Below are 22,744 nucleotides of genomic sequence, written 5' to 3'. Positions count from 1 at the left end.
AAAAATAGAGGGATTTACAATGTCAGAACATCAGGAATATTTGGCGCAAAGACAACTTAAAAGGGGCACTGCTGGGTGGATTTTGCTAGCAGGGTTAGGCGTTTCATACGTGATCTCTGGTGACTTTGCAGGCTGGAACTTTGGTATCGGTCAAGCTGGTTGGGGAGGCTTTCTTATTGCTGCAATTGCTATGGCGGTGATGTACTTTACCCTTGTCCTTTCTTTGGCGGAGATGTCTGCGGCTATTCCCGCTGCAGGAGGTGGCTATAGTTTTGCTCGACAAGCCATGGGACCAACGGGGGGATTTTTTACCGGCTTATCCGTCTTAATTGAGTATGCCCTTGCACCTGCCGCGATTGTCATTTTTATTGGCTCAGCGGTGAATGAACTAATGGGTATCGATGGTCCTCTTGTTTACGCGATCTTTTATGCCATCTTTATCGGTATTCATATGGCAGGGGTAGGAGAAGCTCTGAAAGTCATGATGGTCATCAGTGGGTTAGCCGTACTAGCAATTCTTATGACAGCAGGCGTATTGGTTAGTGAGTTTGATGCTAATAATCTGTTTGATATCGCTCCGGCAACCGCACAAGCCACAGAACTACTTCCTTTTGGTTGGTATGGTGTATGGGCGGCACTACCGTTTGCAATGTGGCTTTTTCTTGCGGTAGAAGGGGTTCCATTGGCTGCTGAAGAGGCGAAAAACCCGGCCAAGGATGTACCCAAAGGCATTATCGGCGCAATGCTATTCTTACTGGTCACCGCTACCTTAGTCGTTCTGCTGCTTGCGGGCGCTGTGGGTTCTGAAGCGATTGCGAATAGCGCCGTTCCTCTAGTCGATGCCTTGAAGTTGACCGGTAATCCAACCGTTGCAACGGCTGTTAATATACTAGGACTTGCAGGACTTATTGCTTCATTCTTCTCGATTATCTACGGTTATAGCCGCTTGGTGTTTGCATTGTCTCGTGCGGGTTACTTGCCTCAAAGCTTGTCGCTTACAAACCAAAACAAAGTGCCTGCTCGTGCTTTAGTGGTGCCGGGTGTGTTTGGTTTTGCTGTGTCATTGACCGGAGAAGGCGACCTGATCTTGGCGATGGCGGTAGTGGGGGCGACCGTGTCTTATGCATTAATGTCGCTTAGCCATATATTGTTGCGTATCAAGCAACCAGAGCTTCACCGTCCATACAAAACACCGGGTGGCATGCTGACTTCCGGCACTTCACTAGTGCTGTCGCTTATTGCAATGACGGGTGTTTATGCTTTTGACCCATCTGCATTCTTTATGACTATGGGACTCTTTGTGATTGGTGGTGCTTATTATGGCCTATATAGCCGTAAGAAATTGGTCGCATCGACCGCTGAGGAAGAGTTTGAGATGCTGTCGGTTGCAGAGAAAGAGCTTGAGGCTACTAACTAGATTCAATTTCTAATGGTATTTAAGGCTCTAGTGCTTTGCTGGAGCCTTTATTACACTACTTGTAGTAACTTGCGTGTAAACCCCAATCGCCATCACCTCTAACGATAAATATTAATTCAGAAATAGTGCCGTTTTAGGATCATTTTCTTGGAACGTTTTTGTCCAGACACTTGTCATGATTTTTTATAACGAGTTAGATTCATAGCGACGAGCCCCGAAGTTCATTGATAGTGAAGTTTTCATCGCGCTAATCATGTCGATTGCCTTTCTCTAAAGATAAGTTGAAATGATGCAAAGGAAGAATTCGGCATAGATTATGAATGGGATTGATTCAGTAGACGGAATATATGATTCACTAGTAATTAGGATGAATTACTGTTCGCTGTGTATATGTAGCCTACTCCAGACTAATTTCCCTCACACCCCAACACTGCCACAAACGCATCCAAATACTTTTCTATAGTTAAATCCGCAGAAACGGGCGGTAGTTCTACAGTAATGCACGGTAGGTTTCTTTCCTGACACCATGTGCCGAATGAGCCTGGGGTTTCGTAATCGACGTCTTCAACGAGCGGCAGGTTGAATTGCTTACCTAGCCAAGTGGTGAGTTCTGATCGATCGGGGTCATCGACCATGGCGAGTGGTTCGTGAAAAGAGATGACGAATTTAGGTTGGCGCTGTTCGATGAGGTTTATGAGCGATTGCACTTCAGGTTCAAGTTGTTCGGCTTGCCCGGTTTTCACTTTTACATCTCTGACTGGTGTGTGGGAGCTCCAGCGATAGACGGTGCCGTTTTCTGTCCAGTTTTGAGTTGGGAAGGCGCGGTTCAGATCGACTTGGTTTGCGTTGGCGCGAGTGCCTAATTGATTGCCATCTGGGTTCATCGACAGGATCACATCGTGTCTCAAGTTGGCGGCTGGCAAGCTTCTCAGCGCACAAGATAATCCTGCAATAGAAGCGGTTTCATCACCGTGTGTGCCTGCTAAGATCAGCCCGCGAGACTCGCTTTCTATTTGCGCGGGGAAATAGAGCAAAGGCGCACCCAACACTGATTTTCCATATGACAGCGGCTTTATTGAAAATGCAGCTCTTTCTGTTCTTGGAATTGAACTCACCTTTATCTCCTGATTGATCAAGTACTATCAAGTATTAACGATTACACAAACTTACTTAAATAAACTAAAGCGTTAAAACTCGTCAACAGTCGCATTGTTAATTTTATTACTTGCTTCAAAGATAGGCTAGGAGAGCAAAAACATATGGATTTTAAGAAACATTCAACGGCTTTACTCATTTCATCTCTATTGACCCCTTTTATCTCAGTAACTGCCGTTGCTGACACATTGCCTGCGGGAACTTCTCTGGCGAAAGAACAACATTTAGTTCGTGCTAACGATGCAGAAGCGGCGACGCTTGACCCTGCGAAAGCAGAAGGCCTGCCAGAAATGCACATTCTACGTGACCTATTTGAAGGTTTAGTGATTCAAGATCGCGATGGCAATATCACCCCAGGTGTTGCACAGTCTTGGGAAACCGAAGACAACCAGACGTTTGTATTCCACCTACGTAAAGACGCGAAATGGTCGAATGGCGATCCGGTGACGGCCGATGATTTCGTGTATGCGATAAGACGCGCGGTCGATCCTAAAACGGCATCGCCGAATGTTTGGTATCTCAAGCTTACTCAAATCAACAACATTGCTGACGTAGCCGAAGGCAAAAAGCCCGTTGAAGAGTTAGGTATCTCTGCAGTCGATAAACACACGGTGAAATTCGAACTCGATAGTAAAGTGCCTTACTTTGTGGCGATGACAGGCCACACATCCATGATGCCAGTGCACAAAGCAACCCTAGAAAGTAGTGACAAGCCGTGGAGCGATCCTAAGCAATTTGTTGGTAATGGTGCATTCGTACTAGATGAGTGGGTGGTGAACGAGCGCATTGAGCTTAAGAAGAACCCGACGTACTGGGACAGTTCAGATACCCACTTAACCGAAGTAACTTATATTCCGTTTGAGAATCAGAATGCCTCGATTAACCGTTATGCGGTGGGCGAGGTCGATATTACTTCGGACGTGCCTACACACATGGCGCAGCAGCTTAAAAGCAAATATCAAGATGCGTTTACCACAGTGCCTCTGTTGTGTACTTACTACTACGCATTCAATACTACGCGACCACCTTTTGATGATGCGCGAGTACGTAAAGCTGTCTCTTATTCTATGATGCGTGACGTTATCACCAATGGTGTGACTCAGGTGGGCAACTTACCGGCTTATACCTTTGCTCATGAGTACACGGCTGGTTTTGATGCAACACAACCTGAATACAGCACGTGGACTCAGAAGGAGCGTGATCAAAAAGCAAAAGAGCTACTGAAAGAAGCGGGCTACGATGCGTCTAATCCGTTGGACTTCAAACTGCTTTACAACACCAGTGAATCGAACAAGTCCATAGCAGTGGCGATTGCATCAATGCTGAAAGGCAACTTAGGTGCACAAGTTGAGCTTGAAAACCAAGAGTGGAAGTCTTACTTGGTGTCACGTCGCCAAGGTGATTTCGATGTAATGCGCGCCTCTTGGTGTGGTGACTATAACGAAGCATCAACCTTCTTGAGCCTATTGCGCTCTGGTTCTTCGGGTAACTTTGCTCGTTACAATAACGACAAGTACGACGCAGCAATGGACAGCGCCTTAGCTGCAACCAGTGAACAAGATCGCCAAGGTTTCTATGATCAAGCAGAACAGTTGTTGGCAGAAGATATGCCGATCGCACCAATTTACTACTACATGCAGGCTCGCCTAGTGCGACCAAGTGTCGGTGGTTTTGCGAAAAACAATGTGGAAGGGCGTATCTACTCTAAGGATCTCTACATCAAAGAGTAATTGCGTTTGATTCACGCGGCGACACACCGCTAAGAACATGAAATAAAGAAAAGGGACGTTGATCATAAATATCTGATCAACGTCCCTTCGTCATTAATCTGTAACGGTAAGCGCAAAAAACTGAAACCTGATTGAAGTATTTTTCACTTTTATTTCAATCAGGTGAAGCCATGTTACCCCCTCTACGTGCTCTTGTTGCGTTCGAAGCTGTTGCTCGTCTTGGTTCCATTGGCGCGGCTGCCCGAGAGCTTTGTGTCACGCAAGCGGCGGTTAGCCAACAGCTCAAAAGTTTAGAAACCTTCCTCGCCTGCCATCCTTTTATAAAAAATACTCTTTTATCAGGCTTAATATTCAGCTGGTGGACTGGCCATCAACTAACCCTTGTCAGAATGTCGATATCGAGCTGACCAACGGCAAGGTCGAAAGCGAAGACACTCATTGCGAGCGATTGTTTCAAGAACATTGGTAACTGGTGTGCAGCCCTTTCAGAGAAATTACGCTCAGCAATTCAGAAGATCAAACTTGAGCAACAACCAACTCTAACAATTAAGTCTAGTTTTGGTATTAGCTTGCTATCAGAAAAGGAAAAGTGGAAAGACTGTGCGATCGCGCGCTTTATCAAGCAAAGCTAAAAGGACGAAATACAATTGTGATTGAAGAGTCATACCCGGCATCAACAAAAGCGATCGGCAGCTCTTAGTTTGACTAAGAGCCAACATCCACACAAATTATTTTTGGCATGTTTAGCCCTAAAAGGCTTTCGTCGTGCAAAGTGATGACGAAAATCGGTAAATAAAAGTCAAAAATAAAAACGCGAGCGGTAGATTGCGATTTATGTTGGTGCTACGTTATGAGCAATTTATAACATATAAGTCATGACACATTAGACTGAGAGATAGCAGCTAACGATGAACAAGACAAAAAGATATCCGGCCAGCATAGTATTCAGCTACCTAATACTTTCATCTTTATGGGTTTTATTTTCTGATCTCGCGGTTGAATCATTATCAAATGACTTGCGTGAACATGCCTTAGCACAGACAGTCAAAGGTCTGGTATTTATCATTCTAACGTCTGCTCTGTTATGGGTAATGGTTCGGAAAAATAATCGCGATTTAGAGAGCGCCAACGATCTTGATAGTGTCACCGGACTTCATAGCCCTTCAGTCTTTTATCGATATTTAAATAAAAGACTGAAAAATTCTCAAGCCAGTGACCATTATGTCCTCTTCTTATTAGACATTGATAACTTCAAATCTGTCGCTGACCAGATCGGATTCGAGAATACTAATTCATTTTTAAAAGATATCGCACGATCTATTGAACTTCCTATAGAGCATCAACCGCTTTCATCACGAGTGCACTCAGATGGCTTCGCGTGCTTGGTTAAACTCAACCACACGGAGCATATTGAATCCTACATTGCCCTCGTACATCGTAGATTTAACCAGTGTGCTTATCGTTATGATATCCACGCCACTTGTTGTATTGGCGCTGCTCTATTCCCCTCGGATGGGAATAATGCCAAGCAACTCATGGCATCTGCTACCCACGCCTTAACTGAAGCAAAGAAAAGCAAGGACACGATTGAATTTCATGACCCAAAACTCACTGAGCTTGAACGTCAACGTCAAGAAATGGTGCAAGAATTACGTAAAGCGATTGATGACAAAGCGATTGATATTGTGTTTCAGCCTAAATTCAACATTGAAAGTAGACTCGTCGCAGGTGTGGAGGTGTTGTCTCGTTGGACGCATGAGCGCTATGGTGTCGTTTCACCGGATATCTTTGTCGCGCTAGCAGAAGAGAATTATTTTTGTCGTGATTTGACTACGTTAGTTCTAGAGAAGACTGCGTCACAACTTAGGGCTAATGGCTTGCTAGGGAATGAGCTTAATAGTGTCTCGGTCAATATTTCAGCGGTAGAGCTAAATAGCGTTGATGACATGAACCATCTGGACGAATATCTACGAAAGGATCCCGAGTTTGCTCGCTTACTTTGTCTGGAAATCACTGAAACCGCTATTTTGAAAGATATAGATCAGTGTGCAATCGCTGTTCAGAAGTTAAAAAAACAAGGGGTGTCCTTTTCGATAGATGATTTTGGTGTTGGCTACACGTCTTTTGGTATATTTAGCAAATTGGATGTAGATGAAATCAAAGTCGATCGCAGTTACATCAGTGGGTTAGAAGATGATTATCGTTCTAGAGCTATAACGTCTGGTATCATTGATATAGCGCGAGGGTTTGGCATTAGTGTTGTGGCTGAAGGGGTTGAAAATGCTCAACAACTGTCAATTTTGAAAACGTTAAATTGCGAACAAGCCCAAGGTTATTATCTGGGCTACCCGATGCCATATAAGCAGTTGAAAGAAAGTCTCACCTCTGAAATAGAACCATGTTCAACAACATAACTTAATACTTTTTCATCTAGGCTACAGAGATACAGATGACTTGTATCGAGAAGGATGCTGTTGGCCTAACTATAAGAAATCCCCATTCGCTGACAAAACGAATGGGGATTTTAGTTACTAGGGGGTAGTAATTTTATCTTCTAACTTGTTTCAGGTTTTAAATAGCCACCATAGTCGCGGCTTTCTTCATTGCTTCTTTGGTTGAACACTCAATCACGTTCGCGTTAGCAAAGCGGTGAGCGTCTTTCACTTGAATATCGTGAGCCAAGATAACCAGTCTTGCGTTCGCTACGTCTAGGTCGCTGATGCGGTTCTGAATACCGTTTTGACCTTGAGTTTCTACCTTAATCTTAAGGCCTGCGGCTAAGCCTGCTTTCTCTAGTGCTTTCGCTGCCATGAAGGTGTGTGCAACACCAGAAGGGCAACATGTTACTGCTACGATGTCGTACTCACCTTCGCCTGCTTCAGGAGCCGCTTGAGCTTGTACTGGCGCTTCAACCATATCTTCTTCTGTTTCTACCGCGACTGGTTTCCAGAAGCCAACGATAACGGCTGTGGTTAGCGAGCCAAGTGCAATACCGACCACGTACATTGGAATGTTGCTTGATACTGGCGCAGTGATTAGGCCGCCCCACGGTGCGTGCAGCAGAACGTCTGTCATGAAGCCAAACACACAACCAACGATACCACCGGCTACGATTGAAGGAAGAACGCGCATTGGGTCATTCGCTGCGAATGGGATAGCACCTTCAGAGATACCGATAGAACCCATGATTGCTGCTGCTTTACCTGCTTCTTGCTCTTGTTTAGAGAACTTGTTTTTGAATAGGAAAGTCGCCAGAGCCATACCTAGAGGTGGAGTACAAATCGCGATGCCTACACCGCCCATTAGCCATGGTTGGGTGTCTACTTGAGTTTGAGCAAATAGGGTCGCTACTTTGTTGATAGGGCCGCCCATATCAAACGCCGTCATACCGCCAAGGATTGTGCCCAGAACCATCTTAGACGCGCCAGCCATTGAAGCTAGGAACTCGTTCATAGACGACATGAACAGTTTGATTGGCTCGCCGATGCCCCACAGTACGATACCTGCAGAGATTAACGTACCTAGAAGCGGGTAGATAAAGTACGCACCCAGCGCCGTCATGTTTGCAGAAAGTGGTATCTTCTTAAGTTGGAACACCACGCCACCGGCGATAAAGCCTGCCACGATACAGCCAAGGAAGCCGCCGCCCATGTCTGCCATGATGCCAGAAGAGATCATCGCAGGTGCAAGTGCTGGTTTGTCTGCAATTGAGTAACCAATAAAGCCGCCAAGAATGATTGGGAAAAGAACAAGGCCTTTGATACCGATATTAGAGATGTCTGCTAGCATGCCGTCTGCTGGTACAGCACCTTTGCCTGATGCCATTACCGCTAACGCCAACAGAACACCACCGGCTACGATGAAAGGTAGCATGTGTGAGGTTCCGAAAAGCAGGTGGCCTTTCATGGTACTAAGGATTTTTTTAAAGTCGCTACTACTATTTTTATTATTGGTATTCGTAGCTTGAGTTGTTAGGGTGCTCATGATTTTCTACGCCTTATGAATTAATTAAAATATTAAGGATCTGTTGTTCGTCTTTTGCGTTATGGATATCTTGAATAAATTCATCGCTGAATTTTCCAAATAGTTCTTGTAGTACGTAAATATGATGGTCAGCACCGTTATCGGGTGAGGCAATCATAAAAAACACGGTTGGATTGATGCCGTCTTCATCGCCATACTCAATACCTTCACGCTTAACACCGACAGCGATTGCTGGCTCAGTTACCGCCTTACTTTTTGAGTGTGGGTAAGCGATGCCGTCCATTGAGGTAATGCTTTGAGATTCACGAATTTCGATGTCTGCCAAGAAGGCTTCTTTATTACTGATTCGGTTGTTCTCAAATAACATGCTTGCCAATTCTTCAAACAGTTCTTTTTTATTATTCGCTTGAAGGTTGCTATTAATTAAGTTGACGTTAGTTAGCTGTGTGATCATTTATTAACTCATTCACTATTGAAGTTCTTGAATTAAAATTAATGGATTAACCCGATTCGCGAAATAGCAAATAAAAGCCCTTCACTGTACATTTGTACCAAGCAAAATTAAGTGTGATTTGCATCATTCATCCAGTGTGAGATGAGTCATATTTAATGGTGTACTTCGGTGTTGAAATAACTTTCTGTAGGAAGAAAAATGCCCCGCAAAGCAGGGCATGATCAGTGTTTGTATCTACTCGGGAGAGCTAACTGTAAGCACGCGCTACTCGGCCAACGCAATCGAGTTTGTAACTCTCAGCGTAAGCGGGAATGAACACCGATTGGCCTTTCTCTATTACGCAGGTTTCACCACATTGATGGGTTAGCACCATGGATTCATCGAGTGGCAGTAGGATCTCGGCACCTTCGGTAGTGATCTTCCTCTGATGTGAGTTTTGCACGATAGAGAACTTAAAATCTTCGACTGGAATTTGATATTCCATCACATCACCTTGCTCAATCGGGCTGAGCAGTAATCTATCCGCAGGCTTTTCATTGAATTGAGTACAAGAGACTAATTCATTGATATCCATGTACTTAGGCGTCAACCCTGCGCGGAGTACATTGTCTGAATTCGCCATCACTTCTAAGCCCGTACCTTTAATGTAAGCGTGAGGTGTCTCGGCATCCAGATACATGGCTTGTCCGGGCTTTAAGGTGAGCACGTTCAATAGCAGCGGAGCAAACAGGCCGACATCCCCTGGATACTGCTGTTCTAATTCTGAAATCAACTGGAACACGGGTGCATCAGAAAGCTTGGCCTTCATCAGCAACATGGTCAGCGCCATGCCTTTTTGTTCACCTTGCAAAGACAATAAGCTCGCGAAGAAGCTGGCTAATCCATTGGGCGTTTGGTCGCCCGCGAGATCGTTAACCATCGAATGAAGCTCTGCAATGTCGAGATAATGGAAGTGTTCAAGGATCTCGTTGATCGACCTAAAGCCATTCATCGCGGTGTAGTCGGTTAATGCATACACCAGCTCCGGCTTGTGGTTGGGATCCTTGTAGTTGCGGTTGCCAGCCGTCATCGGAATGCCTTGCTGCTCTTCAAGAGCATAGCCAGATTCGGCTTGCTGCTTGTTCGGGTGAACTTGAACAGAGAGCGCTTTCTCAGCCGCTAATACCTTAAACAGATACGGAAGTTCACCAAAACGACTTGCGACTTTCTCACTTAGAAACAGGTTTAGGTTCTTGGAAATAAGGTTCGACAACGTGGTTTGCTGACCATTGTCAGTGACCATCGAACAACCATTAGGGTGAGCACCCATCCAGATCTCCGCTTGCGGCTCACCAGACTGGTTATCAGTACCAAACAGTTGGCTGAACGAAGAAGGGCTACCCCATGCGTAGTTCTGAATCACGTTGGTCATAGGGTAGAAAAAACGTTGGACGAACGAATCGTTCGCTAAAGAAAAATCAGACATCGAAATCACCATGAAGGGAAACATGGCTTGAGCTCTACTCGGCTTAATGAAATGCGAGACTAGAGTGGACTCAAGCCATTGGAGTTGAAATGGCTTAAGCCGCTGCTGTTGCTAGCTTGGCTTTGCGTAGATTTTTAAGTGCGATACAAGTAACCGCAGTTACGCCTGCACCAGACGCCATGCACAACAGTGCTAGCAGTGGGTAGTTCATTGCGCCAAGTAGAGCGACCACTGGACCACCGTGAGCAACACTGTTGGTGATACCAAACGAGAACGCCATTACCGCAGCAGTCATTGAGCCAAGCACGTTGGCTGGGATAACTGACATTGGATCTTGAGCCGCGAATGGAATCGCACCTTCAGAGATACCCACCAAGCCCATCGCGCCTGCTGCTTTACCTGCTTCAATCTCAGAAGATTCGAATAGGTCGAACTTACGGCCAAGTCTGGTTGCGATAGCCATACCAAGGGGAGCGACAGGGATTGCACACGCCATTGCACCCATGAACTGAGTTTGACCGCTGGCAATCATGCCGACTGAGAATAGGAACGCCACCTTGTTGAACGGGCCGCCCATATCAAAGCCGGCCATGCCACCAAGGACAATACCAAGCAGAACCACGTTGCCTGTACTCATGCTGGTTAGCAGTGCAGTAAGAGCATCCATCAGCCCAGCGATAGGTGCGCCAATAACAAAAATGAACAGACCTGCGATGAACAAAGAGCCAGTGATCGGAGCGATCATGATAGGCACAAGCGGTTGAACGAATTTGTGGTAGTTAAACGAAGTAATCCATTTAACGAAGTAACCCACTAATAAACCCGCGATGATTGCGCCAATGAAGCCAGTACCTGCGTCAGCGCCATAGAAAGAACCGTTGTTGGCAATCCAGCCGCCAATTAAGCCAGGGGTTAGGGCAGGGCGGTCAGCAATCGCGTAAGCAATGTAGCCAGCCAAGATTGGGATCATCAGGGTGAAGGCCACCACACCCACCTCTAGGATTTGGTTCCACATGCTGCCAGCAGGAATTGCCATGCCAGATTCACTCGGCTCACCGCCAATGGCTAGTGCTAGGGCAATCAAAAGACCGCCCGTCACCACGAATGGGATCATGTGAGATACGCCATTCATCAAGTAACGATAAAGGTCTGAACGTGCTTGTGAGGCTTTCTCTGCAACAGATTGGTTGGTCGGCGTTTGTTCAGCTTGGTAGCTAGGTGCATTGAGAGCTTGCTTGATCAAGCCTTGTGCGTCTTTGATTGGTGCTTTTACATTGGTGCTGATAACGCGTTTTCCGGCAAAGCGAGCCATGTCGACCTGTTTATCACAAGCCACGACAATCGCATCTGCGCGTTCGATCTCTTCTTGAGTCGGGCTGTTTTTAACGCCGATAGAGCCGTTGGTTTCGACCTTGATGTCGTAGCCAAGAGCCGCCGCGCCTTTCTCTAGCGCTTCAGCTGCTAAATAAGTGTGTGCAACGCCAGCTGGGCAGCCAGTTACACCAATGATGAAGCCTTGTTTCTTAACGTTGGTTTCCGTTTCTGAAGGCTCAGGTTTGGTAAGCAGTAATTCCAAAGCTTCTTGTTCAGATTGAGCATTCATGAAGCTTTCGATAAAGCCTTCTTCAATCAGTTTTGAAGAAAGCTCCGCCAGTACTTCGATGTGGTGATTATCACCACCATCAGGAGAGGCAATCATGAAGAACAGTTTTGATGGCTGGCCGTCATCTGCGCCGTACTCGATACCCTGTTGATGGACACCGATAACAACCGCGGGTTTAATCACCGCAGTGCTTTTCGCGTGTGGCAGAGCAATACCTTCTTCAAATCCGGTATTACCTTGTTCTTCACGAGCTTTAATGTCGGTAAGGAACTGTGCTTTGTCTGAAATTCGACCTTGTGCGTACAGCACCTCGATCAGCTCTTTAAATACGTCTTCTTTTGAATTAGCGCTAAGCGAAAGCTTAATCAAATTTTGGTTGATCAATGTCGTGATCATAATGAACCCCTACTCTGTTTTTATTTTGTTAGGGGTATTCTGGAATCTACGGCTTGCCTTCTGTAGTGAAGAAAAAATGCATTTACTGGATGATTGTTGCCTTATAAATGGAGTGTGATTTTGATCGGTTAGGAGTGCCTGTTTGGGGGAGTGTTGACAGCTTTTATGAGGTTATAACGCTTTTATTGATAAGGGCTTAGATTGATTTTTCTATCATGATAACAGTGTTCTAAATCTGGCCTTAGACTGGAGATTTATTTCCACTACTGGATTTTTGTAACCTAGATCTCAAATTGTGATTTTGCTCAATAGCGCTATGTTTCACTAAGGAGTATATCTATTCCCGTAGCCTTATTGCTGCTTATAAGAGTTCGAAACAATGATATTTCATGACCTAATCTCGTCGGTATTAAACGAGCGAGAACCGTTTCATAACATCTGGTTTGCGGGAGATTTTCACACGCCTTCAGCATTCAGTTATCAGGTGAACTTTCCGCGTTTAGAGCTGGTGCTCGACGGTGAGTATATTAATGAAATGGAGAGTCATGATCGCAAGATCACCAATGTTGTTGCGAAAGCAGGGGATGCGATTTTCATCCCGCCTAACTGTTGGAACAAGCCGAACTGGGATACTGATTGTTCGGTACTGAGTATGTTGTTTGGGCGTCGTCAGCTTGGTTTAAGCTTGGTGAGCAAGCGCAAAGGGGAAGAGAGCTTCTACGATATCCAAAAGCATAGTATTCAGACTCGCTCTGGCTTTGCGATTGATAATATTTTGGAGGCGCTCAGCTCGTTAGCGCGCGAGAGCAACAAGCAGCCGATGGATGAATTATTGCTGCAAGCGTTGCTTCAATACAGCAAGACGATGCTGGATGCGCCTGTCGAGAAGTCTCACAGCCGCGTACAGGATGTGTATCAAGGGATCTGTATCTATATCCAAGAGAATTTCCACCGCCAGATCACGCGAGACAGCATCGCTTTGCGCTTTAGTATTTCATCCAACCATTTGTCGCGAATGTTTCGTCAACAAGGCCACATGACGCTGGCTGAATACATTACACGTGTGCGAATCGACCGCGCCAAGTTCATGCTCAAGAAATACAATTTCAAGCTCAATGAAGTGTCGGTACGTTGTGGCTTTAAGGATGTGAATTACTTCTGCCGAGTATTCAAAAACCGCACCGGAAGAACCCCGACTGAATATCGTGGTTCAATCTAATATCCCTTCAAATTGCCATTTTTGACCAGAGCTTATACGACCGAAATTTGTATGACTAGATCACCACAGTGAGCTCTGTGTTGTGGTGATCAATTTGCTTTGTGTTTTCCTCTGCTGTTTATTTCTATACCTTATTTCCAAACCTATCTTTAGGCACGTTCTCTATTTATCCCGTTTCACTAAATAAACCCAATTAATAACATTAAGGCTTCGCTTTGCGAGTTGCTTATTGTTTTTCGTTGCCTATTTATTGAATTAAACGTGTGAGAGTTGATGTATTAACGCGATGCATTTAATGGATGATAAGTAAATTAAAAACCACTTATCGAGACGATAAAATCTTGTTGTTATTGTCCGGCTTACTGATTTAAATGTTTTTAAGTTATTGATTTTAAATGCTTACTTCGCTTCGGCTTATTCTTTGTTTACTAACGTGTAATTCATGTCTCGAAATCAAATATTCAGGTTTATACGCCCCATCACAACCTTGACTTATAATACTACAAATTAAAAATTCTATAGATAATATGATCTTCAGATATTCATCATAAAGAAGACTTATACATGGAACTCAATACTCTGATCGTAGGAATTTATTTCCTTTTCCTTATAGCAATAGGTTGGATGTTTAGAACGTTCACCAGTACAACCAGTGATTATTTCCGCGGGGGCGGTAACATGCTTTGGTGGATGGTTGGCGCGACTGCGTTTATGACACAGTTCAGTGCTTGGACCTTCACTGGCGCAGCGGGTAAAGCGTATGCCGATGGTATGGCTGTCGCGGTTATCTTCTTAGCGAACGCATTTGGTTACCTGATGAACTACCTGTACTTCGCTCCGAAATTCCGTCAACTGCGTGTGGTAACGCCAATTGACGCGATTCGTATGCGTTTTGGTAGCTTCAACGAACAAGTATTTACTTGGTCTGGCATGCCGAACAGTATTGTTTCTGCAGGTATCTGGCTGAACGGTTTGGCGATCATCGCATCGGGCATCTTTGGCTTCGACATGACGACAACCATCGTTCTGACTGGTCTTGTTGTACTTGTTATGTCGGTGACAGGCGGCTCTTGGGCGGTTATCGCGTCTGACTTCATGCAGATGGTTATTATCATGGCGGTAACCGTAACGTGTGCTGCAGTGGCTATCGTACAAGGTGGTGGCGTTACTGAAATCATCAACGATTTCCCTGTAGCAGAAGGCGCATCATTCGTTTCTGGTAACAATCTGAACTACGTAAGCATCTTCGGAATTTGGGCATTCTTCATCTTCTTCAAACAGTTCAGTATCACCAACAACATGTTGAACTCTTACCGTTACCTAGCGGCAAAAGACTCAAAGAACGCGAAGAAAGCGGCACTGTTGGCATGTATTCTGATGACCATCGGTCCAATCATTTGGTTCATGCCACCTTGGTTCGTTGCAGGACAAGGCGTTGACCTTGCAGCACATTACCCAGACGCAGGCTCTAAAGCAGGCGACTTCGCTTACCTTTACTTCGTAGAGCAATACATGCCAGCGGGTATGGTGGGGCTTCTAATCGCAGCGATGTTTGCGGCAACTATGTCTTCTATGGACTCAGGCTTAAACCGTAACTCTGGAATCTTTGTAATCAACTTCTATCAACCGATTCTTCGTCCAAACGCGACAGAGAAAGAGCTGATGATTGTGTCTAAGTTGATGTCTACCTTCTTCGGTCTAGCTATCATCCTTATCGCGCTGTTTATTAATTCGCTAAAAGGCTTGAGTTTGTTCGACACCATGATGTACGTGGGTGCACTTATTGGCTTCCCAATGACCATTCCAGCATTCTGTGGCTTCTTCCTTAAGAAGACTCCGGACTGGGCAGGTTGGGGTACGCTAGTGGTCGGTGCGATTGTGTCTTACATCGTTGGTTTCGTGATTACCGCTGAAATGCTACAAAACTTGTTCAACCTAGAGCCTCTAACAGGCCGCGAATGGTCTGACTTGAAAGTTGCAGTAGGTCTGATTGCGCACCTAGTGTTTACTGGCGGCTTCTTTGTTCTTTCGACATTGTTCTACAAACCACTAGAAGCGTCTCGTCAGAAAGATGTTGATACCTTCTTCAACAACCTTGCGACACCATTGGTTTCTGAATCAACAGCACAGAAGAAACTGGACAACAAACAACGTCACATGCTGGGCTCACTGATCGCAGTGTCTGGTGTGGCAGTGATGGCGATGTTTGCTCTACCGAACCCATTCTGGGGAAGAATGATGTTCGTACTGTGTGGCGGTATCGTATTCGTAGTTGGTTTGCTGTTGGTGAAAGCTGTAGACGACTCGGTTGAGGATGCGAAACAAGCGAAAAAAACAGCTTAAGTTAGCTAACCAGTTAAACAAGTAATTAAACATAAAACGGCTGAGCTCTAATGCTCAGCCGTTTTTTATTGTATGAGAAAATGAGCTTATAACGATTGGATAGGTGTCACAACGGGGGATTAATGGATGCTTTGAGTTTGACCAGAAGAGATGAATTAGATAAGGCGTGACGAGATGTACATCAACAAGGCTTGTAGGTCGACACTGCTTCGAGTCTTTTGCAGACGTTCATTGACCTGATCGTGAAGCAGGTTTCGAGTTAGGTTGGTCGCCGCGACAATGTGCTCACGCTGTGGCTTGGTTGGCAGAACAAGAGCAATGGCCACATGCACTTCGCCGATACGTGATGCCCAGTCAATTGGGTCGTCACTGACGATAACCGCAATCGAGAGATCTTGAGTCGATTCAAACATTACATGCGGCAGTGCAATACCCGGTGACACGCAGGTTGAAGAGCGTTCTTCTCGCTTAATAAATGCCAGAATCAATTCATCTGGGTCTTCTGGGTAAACAAGGTGAGCGAGCCCTTTCAAGCACTCAAATTTGGTCAGTTGGGTTTGCGCCTTAGCGTGGTGCCATTTGATATCACAAGGTGGGCATATTTGTGGCATTCGCTGAATTAGATCGCTAGAGAACTCATGGCTCACCTGTGAGCCAACCATGTCGTAATGCTCTGCAATGACATCTTTGAGAACGAAGCAGGCAAGCTCCGCATCAATACCAACCGCGGTTATCTGACACAAATCACCACGAAGTAGACCTACTTGTAGCATCGCGACGGATTTGGAGAGATCAGCGGTTCGATTTTGAGTGATGTTGATAATGCGGATGTTGCTTTTGAACTTCTTCGCTAAGCGAGTCAGCGGCTGTGCGACATGTGAGTTCGCGGCAGGATCGTTAACGAAGAAGGTGATCTGGTATTCGTTCATCAAAAGCTTAAGTTCGACAATGCTTAATAAAAACTTTATCGACACTCAACAACACCTCTTCCATTGGAACAAATACGGTTTTAGCTGGGTCAAATCGGCTTGGTTGTTCGATGTCGATATCAGATACGATCAACACTTTGTCTGCGAGGGTAATATCTTGGGCGGTCAGTAAGTTTTCAATACCCATAGCGCCTTGCGTCTCAACCTTGATTGAAACGTTGAACTTAGGGGCTGTTTTATTTAGAGCATCAGCTGCCATATAAGTATGCGCAATGCCTGTAGGGCACGCAGTTACCGCTACAATTCTCATTATTATTCTCGGCTTAATCTCGTCCCTGTTACGTTACATAAGCTACCTTTCAGAAGCTACCCGGCAAAAGCTATCTTGCATGGGAACTCCAGTATGGAAAGCTCGCATGGGAGAGGGACGATATTGTTATGGGTTCTGTGGATTTTATGGATTGGCGTTTTTTATTCCAAGGTGAAAGTCACACTCTGAGTTCTTGGTTACAATAATCCAGTTAATGCACCTTTCGTCCTATATATTGAGTGCCTTCACACCGTTAATCTTTTCATCTTATTAACCTTATTCCTAGGTTAACAGACACTAATTACTTCAGTCTGAAATCAGGCGAGGCAGAGCAGCATATGGATATCACCAACATTATCGAGCCCGAGATCATCTGCTTAGATTTACAAGCAGACTCAAAACAGGCGGTATTTGAAGAGCTTGTTGAACTGCTCGACCGTGCCGGTAAGCTCTCCAATAAACGTGAATTCCTTGACGACATCTGGAAGCGTGAAGCCATCGGTAATACTGGCTTTGATGATGGTATTGCGATTCCACATGCGAAAAGTACTGCCGTCGCTAAACCTGCTGTCGCAGTAGGCATTAGCCGAACGGGCATTGATTATGGTGCTGATGGCGGTGAACTCTCCGATGTGTTCTTTATGCTCGCTTCACCAGACAACAACGACGACCACCATATCGAAGTACTGGCTCAGATTTCGACCAGACTTATCGAGGATGGCTTTGTTACAAAATTAAAGGCGGTGGAGTCTGTCGAGGAAGCTCAAGAGCTGTTTCTCGAAGCCAATTCAGATTCCTTCGACAGCTACGCTTCTAGTCATCATGAAGTGTATGTCGAACCACTAAGCCCTTGGGCACAATCTCTTAATCGCCTCAAAGAACACTTATTATACGGCACCTCACACATGATTCCTTTCGTGGTTGCAGGTGGTGTGCTTTTGTCTTTGTCGGTGATGATGTCGGGTCATGGTGCAGTACCTGAAAGCGGTGTGTTAGCAGATATCGCACAGATGGGCATCGCGGGGTTAACCCTGTTTACAGCGGTGCTCGGTGGTTACATCGCGTATTCAATGGCCGACAAACCGGGTTTAGCGCCCGGTATGATTGGTTCTTGGGTTGCGGTGAATCAATACAATACCGGCTTTCTCGGTGCAATTGTGGTCGGTTTCTTCGCTGGTTTTGTGGTGAATCTACTTAAGAACATCAAACTGCCAGACAGCATGATCTCGCTGAGCTCTATCTTCATCTATCCATTAGTCGGCACCTTCGTGACCTGTGGTGCGGTGATGTGGGTGATTGGCTCTCCGATAGCTCAAGTAATGCTTGAGATGAACCAAATGCTCACGGGCATGGCAGGCTCCGGAAAAATGGTATTGGGCAGTATTTTAGGTGCAATGACGGCCTTTGATATGGGCGGCCCGATCAATAAAGTAGCAACGCTGTTTGCCCAAACTCAGGTGAATACTCAACCATGGTTGATGGGCGGTGTCGGGATAGCGATTTGTACGCCACCGCTAGGTATGGCATTGGCGACTTTCTTATCGCCAAAGAAATTCAAAACAGACGAACGTGAAGCAGGTAAAGCGGCGGGTATCATGGGTATGATTGGCATCAGTGAAGGCGCGATTCCTTTTGCTGCCGCCGATCCTGCGCGCGTTCTGCCTGCGGTTGTTGCTGGTGGCATTGTCGGTAACGTGGTTGGCTTTATGTTCCATGTAGTGAACCATGCACCATGGGGCGGCTGGATTGTGCTGCCAGTGGTAGATGGCAAGATTGGTTATATCGTCGGCACACTAGCAGGTGCTCTAACGACAGCCCTGATCGTAATTCTTCTGAAGAAGAACGTGGTCGAAGGTGAAGTGAATTCTAATCAGTTGACCTGTGGTTCGGTAACGGAAGAAGGGCAAGCAGATGTATTGGCGATCACTTCTTGTCCATCTGGTGTTGCCCACACTTTCTTAGCGGCGAAGTCTTTAGAAAAGGCGGCGCATCATCTTGGGGTTCGGATTAAAGTCGAAACCCAAGGTGCCAACGGAATAGGTAATCGCATTACCCAGAAAGACATTGAAAGGGCGAGGTTGGTGATCTTTGCTCACGATGTGGCGATTAAAGAAGTAGAGCGCTTTGCGAACGTTAAAATCTTAGATGTCAGCACTAAAGAAGCGATGCTCAATGCGCAGGCGTTGATCATGCGAAAGGTGTAACCCTTAAGCTTTAAAGTTAATCATCTATAAAGTTAACTAGACTCAAACTAAAAAGACTCCGTTCTAGCCTTTGGCTAATAGTGGAGTCTTTTTGTATGGCTTCTAAAACAAGTTGAGCTTTTAAAAAGGATGATACTTAAATACGTCTTCAACCATAGAGTTAAGCAAATCGATGTCGTCACAGGTTTTCGCGTAGGTACGCAAGCCTGCGATCTGAACTTGAACATGTCGAGCAAGCTGAACAGGTTCACGCTCTTTGCTTATTTCACCAAGCTCTTGTGCTTCGGTAATCAGCTTAGCGAACTCACCTTCCATGATCTTGAGAGATCTCTTCGCCTCTTCTAATAACTCTGCGTGCTCGTCAGTCAACTCAGCCACCGTCTTAGCCAACATACACATGCCATTTGGCGCACTTTTTTTAGATTCAACTACTGCACGTTTTACGAAGCTTTCAAGCGCTTTGATAGGCGATTCGGTTTCACTGCGAAAGCGGTTCAGGTTGAGAATACCAAGTTCGGTATAGCGAGCAAGCGTCTCTTTAAATAGACCCTCTTTGCTGCCGAACGTCGCGTAGATGCTGCCCGGACGCATATCAATCACGTCTTGCAGGTTGCGCATAGAAGTCGCATGAAAGCCCTTTTCCCAATACAGGTTCGTTGCTTTATCTACTACATCTTGTCTATCGAACTTAGCGGTCTTGGCCATAACATCTACTTCATTAATCTGAACATATGTTCAATATTTTATGCTGAACGTTCGTTCTAGTAAAGGTGTGTTTAGCTGCTTTGCGCAGGCTTAGAACATCAAAGAGTTAATAAAACATCCAGATCATCAGGAAATAATCTTAATCATCAATAACTTCTACGGTCTTGTGCTGAGCGCCGTAGTAGGTGCCTTCATCGATGGTGTACATCAATGTTGCTTCGCACTCTGGACAATCGAATTCCTCATTGGGTTCAATAGCCGCTTCTTCTACCCATTCCCAACCGATATGTTCTTCGCAAGCGGGACAATCCATACAATATCTCTCAGTTGTTGTCGCATATTTATTGCGAATCTCTACTTTGACAATTCGGCATTATACATATTTAGTTAACGAGGAATAGACAGTTAATCAGCGCAGAATAGGGAGTTGATTAGTTGTGAATCAATCGCTGGTGAGCGTTGAATCTATAGTTAGTTCTGAATATATCGTTTTCTCTGAGCACATAATTGGTGCAGGCCTACCCCTTTTGGGTAGTTAAAGTGTGTCAGATTTCAGTCGCTTACGTCAATAAAATGTTGTCGCATGTGTTTTGGGTATCGTTAGGTTGCTTAGCTAACAGTTTTATCGGTAAATCAATGAATTTTGTAAGGTTAAATGTTACCTTCATCGCATCGCGATCTGTGTGGCACGGTAATTGATGCACATTGATCAAGTTGAATAATTATACAGTCACAATTGAGGCGCATCTTATTAAGGGTGTGCGAGTTAGATGACTGAAAAGATTTGTTAGCTGCTAGGGAAATGATAATGAAATTAACCGATATGTCTTTTAAGCAAAAAATCATCGCTTTGCTTATTTTACCGATCTTGGGATTTCTATGGCTTAGCGTTTCTGCGATTTCAAAAGGCGTAGAAACCACCAGTGAATTGTCTTCATTAAACCAACTTACCCGTTTGTCGGTTGTGTACAGTGAACTTGTGCATGAGTTACAAAAAGAGCGTGGAATGACGGCTGGGTTTATCGGCTCACAGGGCACTAAGTTTGTCAGTGAACTACGTGCACAAAGAGCCAGTGCAGATAATAGACGTAATCTGAAAACCGAATACTGGCAATCTGCTGAAATCGATTTACCGCAGATCACTCGGCTGAACACTGAAATAAGCCAAAGCCTAAATCAAATTACTTCTATTCGAAATCGAGTGGATTCTCAATCGATTCCTCTGTCTGAAGCTTTGGGTTACTACACCAAACTGAATGCAAAGCTGCTGAGCGTATCGGCGTTAATTGCTGAGCTTAGCTCTGATGCTGCCATCACCACTGAAACCATCGCTTACTACAACTTTTTACAAGGTAAAGAGCGAGCGGGTATCGAGCGTGCTGTCCTAAATAATACCTTCTCTAAAAATGAATTTGGCCCAGGCATGTTGGTTAAATTCATCTCTTTGGTGACTGAGCAAAATACCTATTTCTCAAACTTTGAGGTATTGAGTAACCCAGCTAACGTTCGTTTCTTTGAACAGCAATTGAATGATCGTTCGGTGGCAGAAGTAGAAAAGCTTCGTGGTTTGGCTGAATCTAAGATGAGCGGTTTTGATGTTGATCCTGTGTACTGGTTCTCGCAATCTACCGCTCGTATTGTTCAGCTAAAGAAAACAGAAAACCGCCTAGCAGAGTCGCTTATCGCACTGACAGAGAAAAAAATGTCAGAGGCGCAGTCTGCGATGATGATGAGTATTGGTCTGTTTGCTTTGATAACCTTGTTCGCGACCTTCGTGAGCTATAAGGCGATCAGCGACCTGACGATGAGAGTAAAAGATCTTACAGTGATGTTGTCTAAGGTTCGTAATGACAACGACTTAACAGTTCGCGCTAAGTTCGTTGGCAACAGCGAGCTTGGACAGATCTCTTCGGCACTCAACGAAACGCTAGAGAAGTTTTCAAACGTTATCGACAACCTGTCTCAGTCGAGTCTGACCTTAGCTTCAGCCGCTGAAGAAACCTCACAAACCTGTCACTACAATTCGAACACGCTAGTGCAACAACAAGACCAAATTGGCTTGGTTGCGACGGCGACAGAAGAGTTATCAGCAACGGTAAATGAGGTGGCGACTAAAACTCAGCAGACAGCAAGTTCCGCTAAACTGGTCGATGAGCAGTCTCAAGAAGGTTTGAGTACGGTTCAAAACTCTTACCACTCTATCGAAAAACTGGCATCTGAAATTAATGATCTAGCGGAAAAGATCACGCACTTACACGAGAGCAGTAATAACATCAACAGTGTGATTGATGTGATTAAGTCCGTCGCTGAACAGACTAACTTGTTAGCATTGAACGCGGCAATTGAAGCGGCAAGAGCGGGTGAGCAAGGTCGTGGATTTGCGGTAGTGGCTGATGAAGTTCGCACGTTAGCACAGCGTACTCAGCAGTCGACAGCTGAAATTGAAGGTTTCATCAGCTCGTTACAGTCTGATGTGCAAACCGCGTTTAATGTGATTGATAACAGTCAGAAGATGTCGTCTAAAGCGGTTGAGGATTCAAAAGAGGTGGAACACACCTTACAAGGTATCTCAGCATCGGTGAGCGAGATCTTTAGCATGACTGAGCAGATCGCAACCGCTACCGAAGAGCAAGCGGTAGTGACTCAAGATATTGCTCAAAACGTCATGGCAGTAGAGCAGAAGTCGACAGAATCTACGACAGGTGCAACGCAAATAGCTGCAACAGCCAAAGAACAAGCTCAGTTAGCAGCTTCATTGAAAGATATTGCGAGTACGTTTAAGAGCTAGCCAGAAGCGTTCAAATAAATCTGATTAGCAAAACTAAAAAGC

The 22,744-nt window shown here is 45.2% G+C and carries 16 protein-coding genes and 2 pseudogenes; 9 read left to right on the top strand and 9 right to left on the bottom strand.

The features are described from left to right. Positions 1–19: 19 nt before the first annotated feature. Positions 20–1,417: an ethanolamine permease gene (eat, locus tag AB4138_RS18460; protein ID WP_372307199.1), complete on the top strand. Its 1,398-nt coding sequence runs from the start codon at positions 20–22 to the stop codon at positions 1,415–1,417. A 407-nt stretch (positions 1,418–1,824) separates the two neighbouring features. Here the strand turns inward: eat and mpaA are convergent, their stop codons facing one another. Continuing rightward, the gene (mpaA, locus tag AB4138_RS18455) at positions 1,825–2,532 is read right to left on the bottom strand and encodes a murein tripeptide amidase MpaA (protein WP_136974150.1); all 708 of its coding nucleotides are present in this window, start codon (positions 2,530–2,532) and stop codon (positions 1,825–1,827) included. A gap of 144 nt (positions 2,533–2,676) precedes the next feature. Here mpaA and AB4138_RS18450 point away from each other — a divergent pair, with 144 nt between their 5' ends. The 4 genes and pseudogenes from AB4138_RS18450 (at position 2,677) to AB4138_RS18435 (ending at position 6,716) form a co-directional block, all read left to right on the top strand. Continuing rightward, positions 2,677–4,302, top strand: coding sequence for an ABC transporter substrate-binding protein (locus AB4138_RS18450; RefSeq protein ID WP_102320879.1), 1,626 nt, complete (start codon positions 2,677–2,679; stop codon positions 4,300–4,302). Between the two features lie 170 nt (positions 4,303–4,472). Further along, positions 4,473–4,768: pseudogene (locus AB4138_RS18445) on the top strand (LysR family transcriptional regulator); the annotation flags it as partial. A 10-nt stretch (positions 4,769–4,778) separates the two neighbouring features. Next, positions 4,779–5,002, top strand: a pseudogene (locus AB4138_RS18440) (GGDEF domain-containing protein); the annotation flags it as partial. A gap of 208 nt (positions 5,003–5,210) precedes the next feature. Further along, complete coding sequence (locus tag AB4138_RS18435) at positions 5,211–6,716, top strand: bifunctional diguanylate cyclase/phosphodiesterase (RefSeq protein ID WP_102393945.1); 1,506 nt, start codon at positions 5,211–5,213, stop codon at positions 6,714–6,716. A 157-nt stretch (positions 6,717–6,873) separates the two neighbouring features. Here AB4138_RS18435 and AB4138_RS18430 read toward each other — a convergent pair whose 3' ends face one another. The 4 genes from AB4138_RS18430 to AB4138_RS18415 all read right to left on the bottom strand — a co-directional run bounded on the left by AB4138_RS18430 (position 6,874) and on the right by AB4138_RS18415 (position 12,204). Continuing rightward, the gene (locus AB4138_RS18430) at positions 6,874–8,286 is read right to left on the bottom strand and encodes a fructose-specific PTS transporter subunit EIIC (RefSeq protein ID WP_371705494.1); all 1,413 of its coding nucleotides are present in this window, start codon (positions 8,284–8,286) and stop codon (positions 6,874–6,876) included. Positions 8,287–8,299: 13 nt separating this feature from the next. Next, positions 8,300–8,740 (bottom strand): PTS sugar transporter subunit IIA, encoded by a 441-nt coding sequence (locus AB4138_RS18425; RefSeq protein WP_017092234.1) that lies wholly within the window; start codon positions 8,738–8,740, stop codon positions 8,300–8,302. Positions 8,741–8,987: 247 nt separating this feature from the next. Further along, on the bottom strand, positions 8,988–10,205 hold the full coding sequence (manA, locus tag AB4138_RS18420; protein ID WP_102393943.1) for a mannose-6-phosphate isomerase, class I: 1,218 nt from the start codon (positions 10,203–10,205) through the stop codon (positions 8,988–8,990). A 94-nt stretch (positions 10,206–10,299) separates the two neighbouring features. Then, positions 10,300–12,204 (bottom strand): fructose-specific PTS transporter subunit EIIC, encoded by a 1,905-nt coding sequence (locus tag AB4138_RS18415; RefSeq protein WP_372307195.1) that lies wholly within the window; start codon positions 12,202–12,204, stop codon positions 10,300–10,302. A 379-nt stretch (positions 12,205–12,583) separates the two neighbouring features. Here AB4138_RS18415 and AB4138_RS18410 point away from each other — a divergent pair, with 379 nt between their 5' ends. Further along, positions 12,584–13,423 carry a helix-turn-helix transcriptional regulator gene (locus AB4138_RS18410; RefSeq protein WP_017061655.1) on the top strand — a complete coding sequence of 280 codons (840 nt, stop codon included), beginning with the start codon at positions 12,584–12,586 and terminating at the stop codon, positions 13,421–13,423. A gap of 564 nt (positions 13,424–13,987) precedes the next feature. Further along, the gene (locus tag AB4138_RS18405; protein ID WP_029236500.1) at positions 13,988–15,766 is read left to right on the top strand and encodes a sodium:solute symporter family transporter; all 1,779 of its coding nucleotides are present in this window, start codon (positions 13,988–13,990) and stop codon (positions 15,764–15,766) included. A gap of 155 nt (positions 15,767–15,921) precedes the next feature. Here AB4138_RS18405 and AB4138_RS18400 read toward each other — a convergent pair whose 3' ends face one another. After that, positions 15,922–16,695, bottom strand: a complete 774-nt coding sequence (locus tag AB4138_RS18400) for a PTS sugar transporter subunit IIA (protein ID WP_372133869.1) — start codon at positions 16,693–16,695, stop codon at positions 15,922–15,924. Positions 16,696–16,702: 7 nt separating this feature from the next. Further along, complete coding sequence (locus AB4138_RS18395; protein WP_017070485.1) at positions 16,703–17,005, bottom strand: PTS fructose transporter subunit IIB; 303 nt, start codon at positions 17,003–17,005, stop codon at positions 16,703–16,705. 338 nt (positions 17,006–17,343) lie between these two features. Here AB4138_RS18395 and AB4138_RS18390 point away from each other — a divergent pair, with 338 nt between their 5' ends. Next, a complete protein-coding gene (locus AB4138_RS18390; protein ID WP_372133865.1) occupies positions 17,344–19,209 on the top strand; it encodes a fructose-specific PTS transporter subunit EIIC in 1,866 nt (621 codons plus the stop codon). 120 nt (positions 19,210–19,329) lie between these two features. Here the strand turns inward: AB4138_RS18390 and AB4138_RS18385 are convergent, their stop codons facing one another. After that, a complete protein-coding gene (locus tag AB4138_RS18385; protein ID WP_372133864.1) occupies positions 19,330–19,914 on the bottom strand; it encodes a TetR/AcrR family transcriptional regulator in 585 nt (194 codons plus the stop codon). Positions 19,915–20,053: 139 nt separating this feature from the next. After that, positions 20,054–20,227 (bottom strand): hypothetical protein, encoded by a 174-nt coding sequence (locus AB4138_RS18380; protein WP_017061661.1) that lies wholly within the window; start codon positions 20,225–20,227, stop codon positions 20,054–20,056. A gap of 495 nt (positions 20,228–20,722) precedes the next feature. Here AB4138_RS18380 and AB4138_RS18375 point away from each other — a divergent pair, with 495 nt between their 5' ends. Then, on the top strand, positions 20,723–22,702 hold the full coding sequence (locus tag AB4138_RS18375; protein WP_017061662.1) for a methyl-accepting chemotaxis protein: 1,980 nt from the start codon (positions 20,723–20,725) through the stop codon (positions 22,700–22,702). The last annotated feature ends 42 nt before the right edge of the window (positions 22,703–22,744 follow it).

The organism is Vibrio sp. 10N.286.52.C3, from assembly GCF_041468865.1.
In the GTDB taxonomy this organism is placed as follows: Bacteria; Pseudomonadota; Gammaproteobacteria; order Enterobacterales; family Vibrionaceae; genus Vibrio; species Vibrio crassostreae_C.
The sequence above is the reverse complement of the archived record's forward strand: the minus strand, read 5'-3'. Positions and strand labels throughout refer to the sequence as shown.

Coding starts and splice junctions, on each gene's coding strand:
- AB4138_RS18410 (WP_017061655.1), top strand. CDS start 12,584: ATGATATTTCATGACCTAATCTCGTCGGTATTAAACGAGCGAGAACCG.
- AB4138_RS18375 (WP_017061662.1), top strand. CDS start 20,723: ATGAAATTAACCGATATGTCTTTTAAGCAAAAAATCATCGCTTTGCTT.
- AB4138_RS18395 (WP_017070485.1), bottom strand. CDS start 17,005: ATGAGAATTGTAGCGGTAACTGCGTGCCCTACAGGCATTGCGCATACT.
- AB4138_RS18435 (WP_102393945.1), top strand. CDS start 5,211: ATGAACAAGACAAAAAGATATCCGGCCAGCATAGTATTCAGCTACCTA.
- AB4138_RS18425 (WP_017092234.1), bottom strand. CDS start 8,740: ATGATCACACAGCTAACTAACGTCAACTTAATTAATAGCAACCTTCAA.
- AB4138_RS18380 (WP_017061661.1), bottom strand. CDS start 20,227: ATGGATTGTCCCGCTTGCGAAGAACATATCGGTTGGGAATGGGTAGAA.
- AB4138_RS18450 (WP_102320879.1), top strand. CDS start 2,677: ATGGATTTTAAGAAACATTCAACGGCTTTACTCATTTCATCTCTATTG.
- AB4138_RS18385 (WP_372133864.1), bottom strand. CDS start 19,914: ATGGCCAAGACCGCTAAGTTCGATAGACAAGATGTAGTAGATAAAGCA.
- manA (WP_102393943.1), bottom strand. CDS start 10,205: ATGTCTGATTTTTCTTTAGCGAACGATTCGTTCGTCCAACGTTTTTTC.
- AB4138_RS18405 (WP_029236500.1), top strand. CDS start 13,988: ATGGAACTCAATACTCTGATCGTAGGAATTTATTTCCTTTTCCTTATA.
- AB4138_RS18390 (WP_372133865.1), top strand. CDS start 17,344: ATGGATATCACCAACATTATCGAGCCCGAGATCATCTGCTTAGATTTA.
- AB4138_RS18430 (WP_371705494.1), bottom strand. CDS start 8,286: ATGAGCACCCTAACAACTCAAGCTACGAATACCAATAATAAAAATAGT.
- AB4138_RS18415 (WP_372307195.1), bottom strand. CDS start 12,204: ATGATCACGACATTGATCAACCAAAATTTGATTAAGCTTTCGCTTAGC.
- AB4138_RS18400 (WP_372133869.1), bottom strand. CDS start 16,695: ATGAACGAATACCAGATCACCTTCTTCGTTAACGATCCTGCCGCGAAC.
- eat (WP_372307199.1), top strand. CDS start 20: ATGTCAGAACATCAGGAATATTTGGCGCAAAGACAACTTAAAAGGGGC.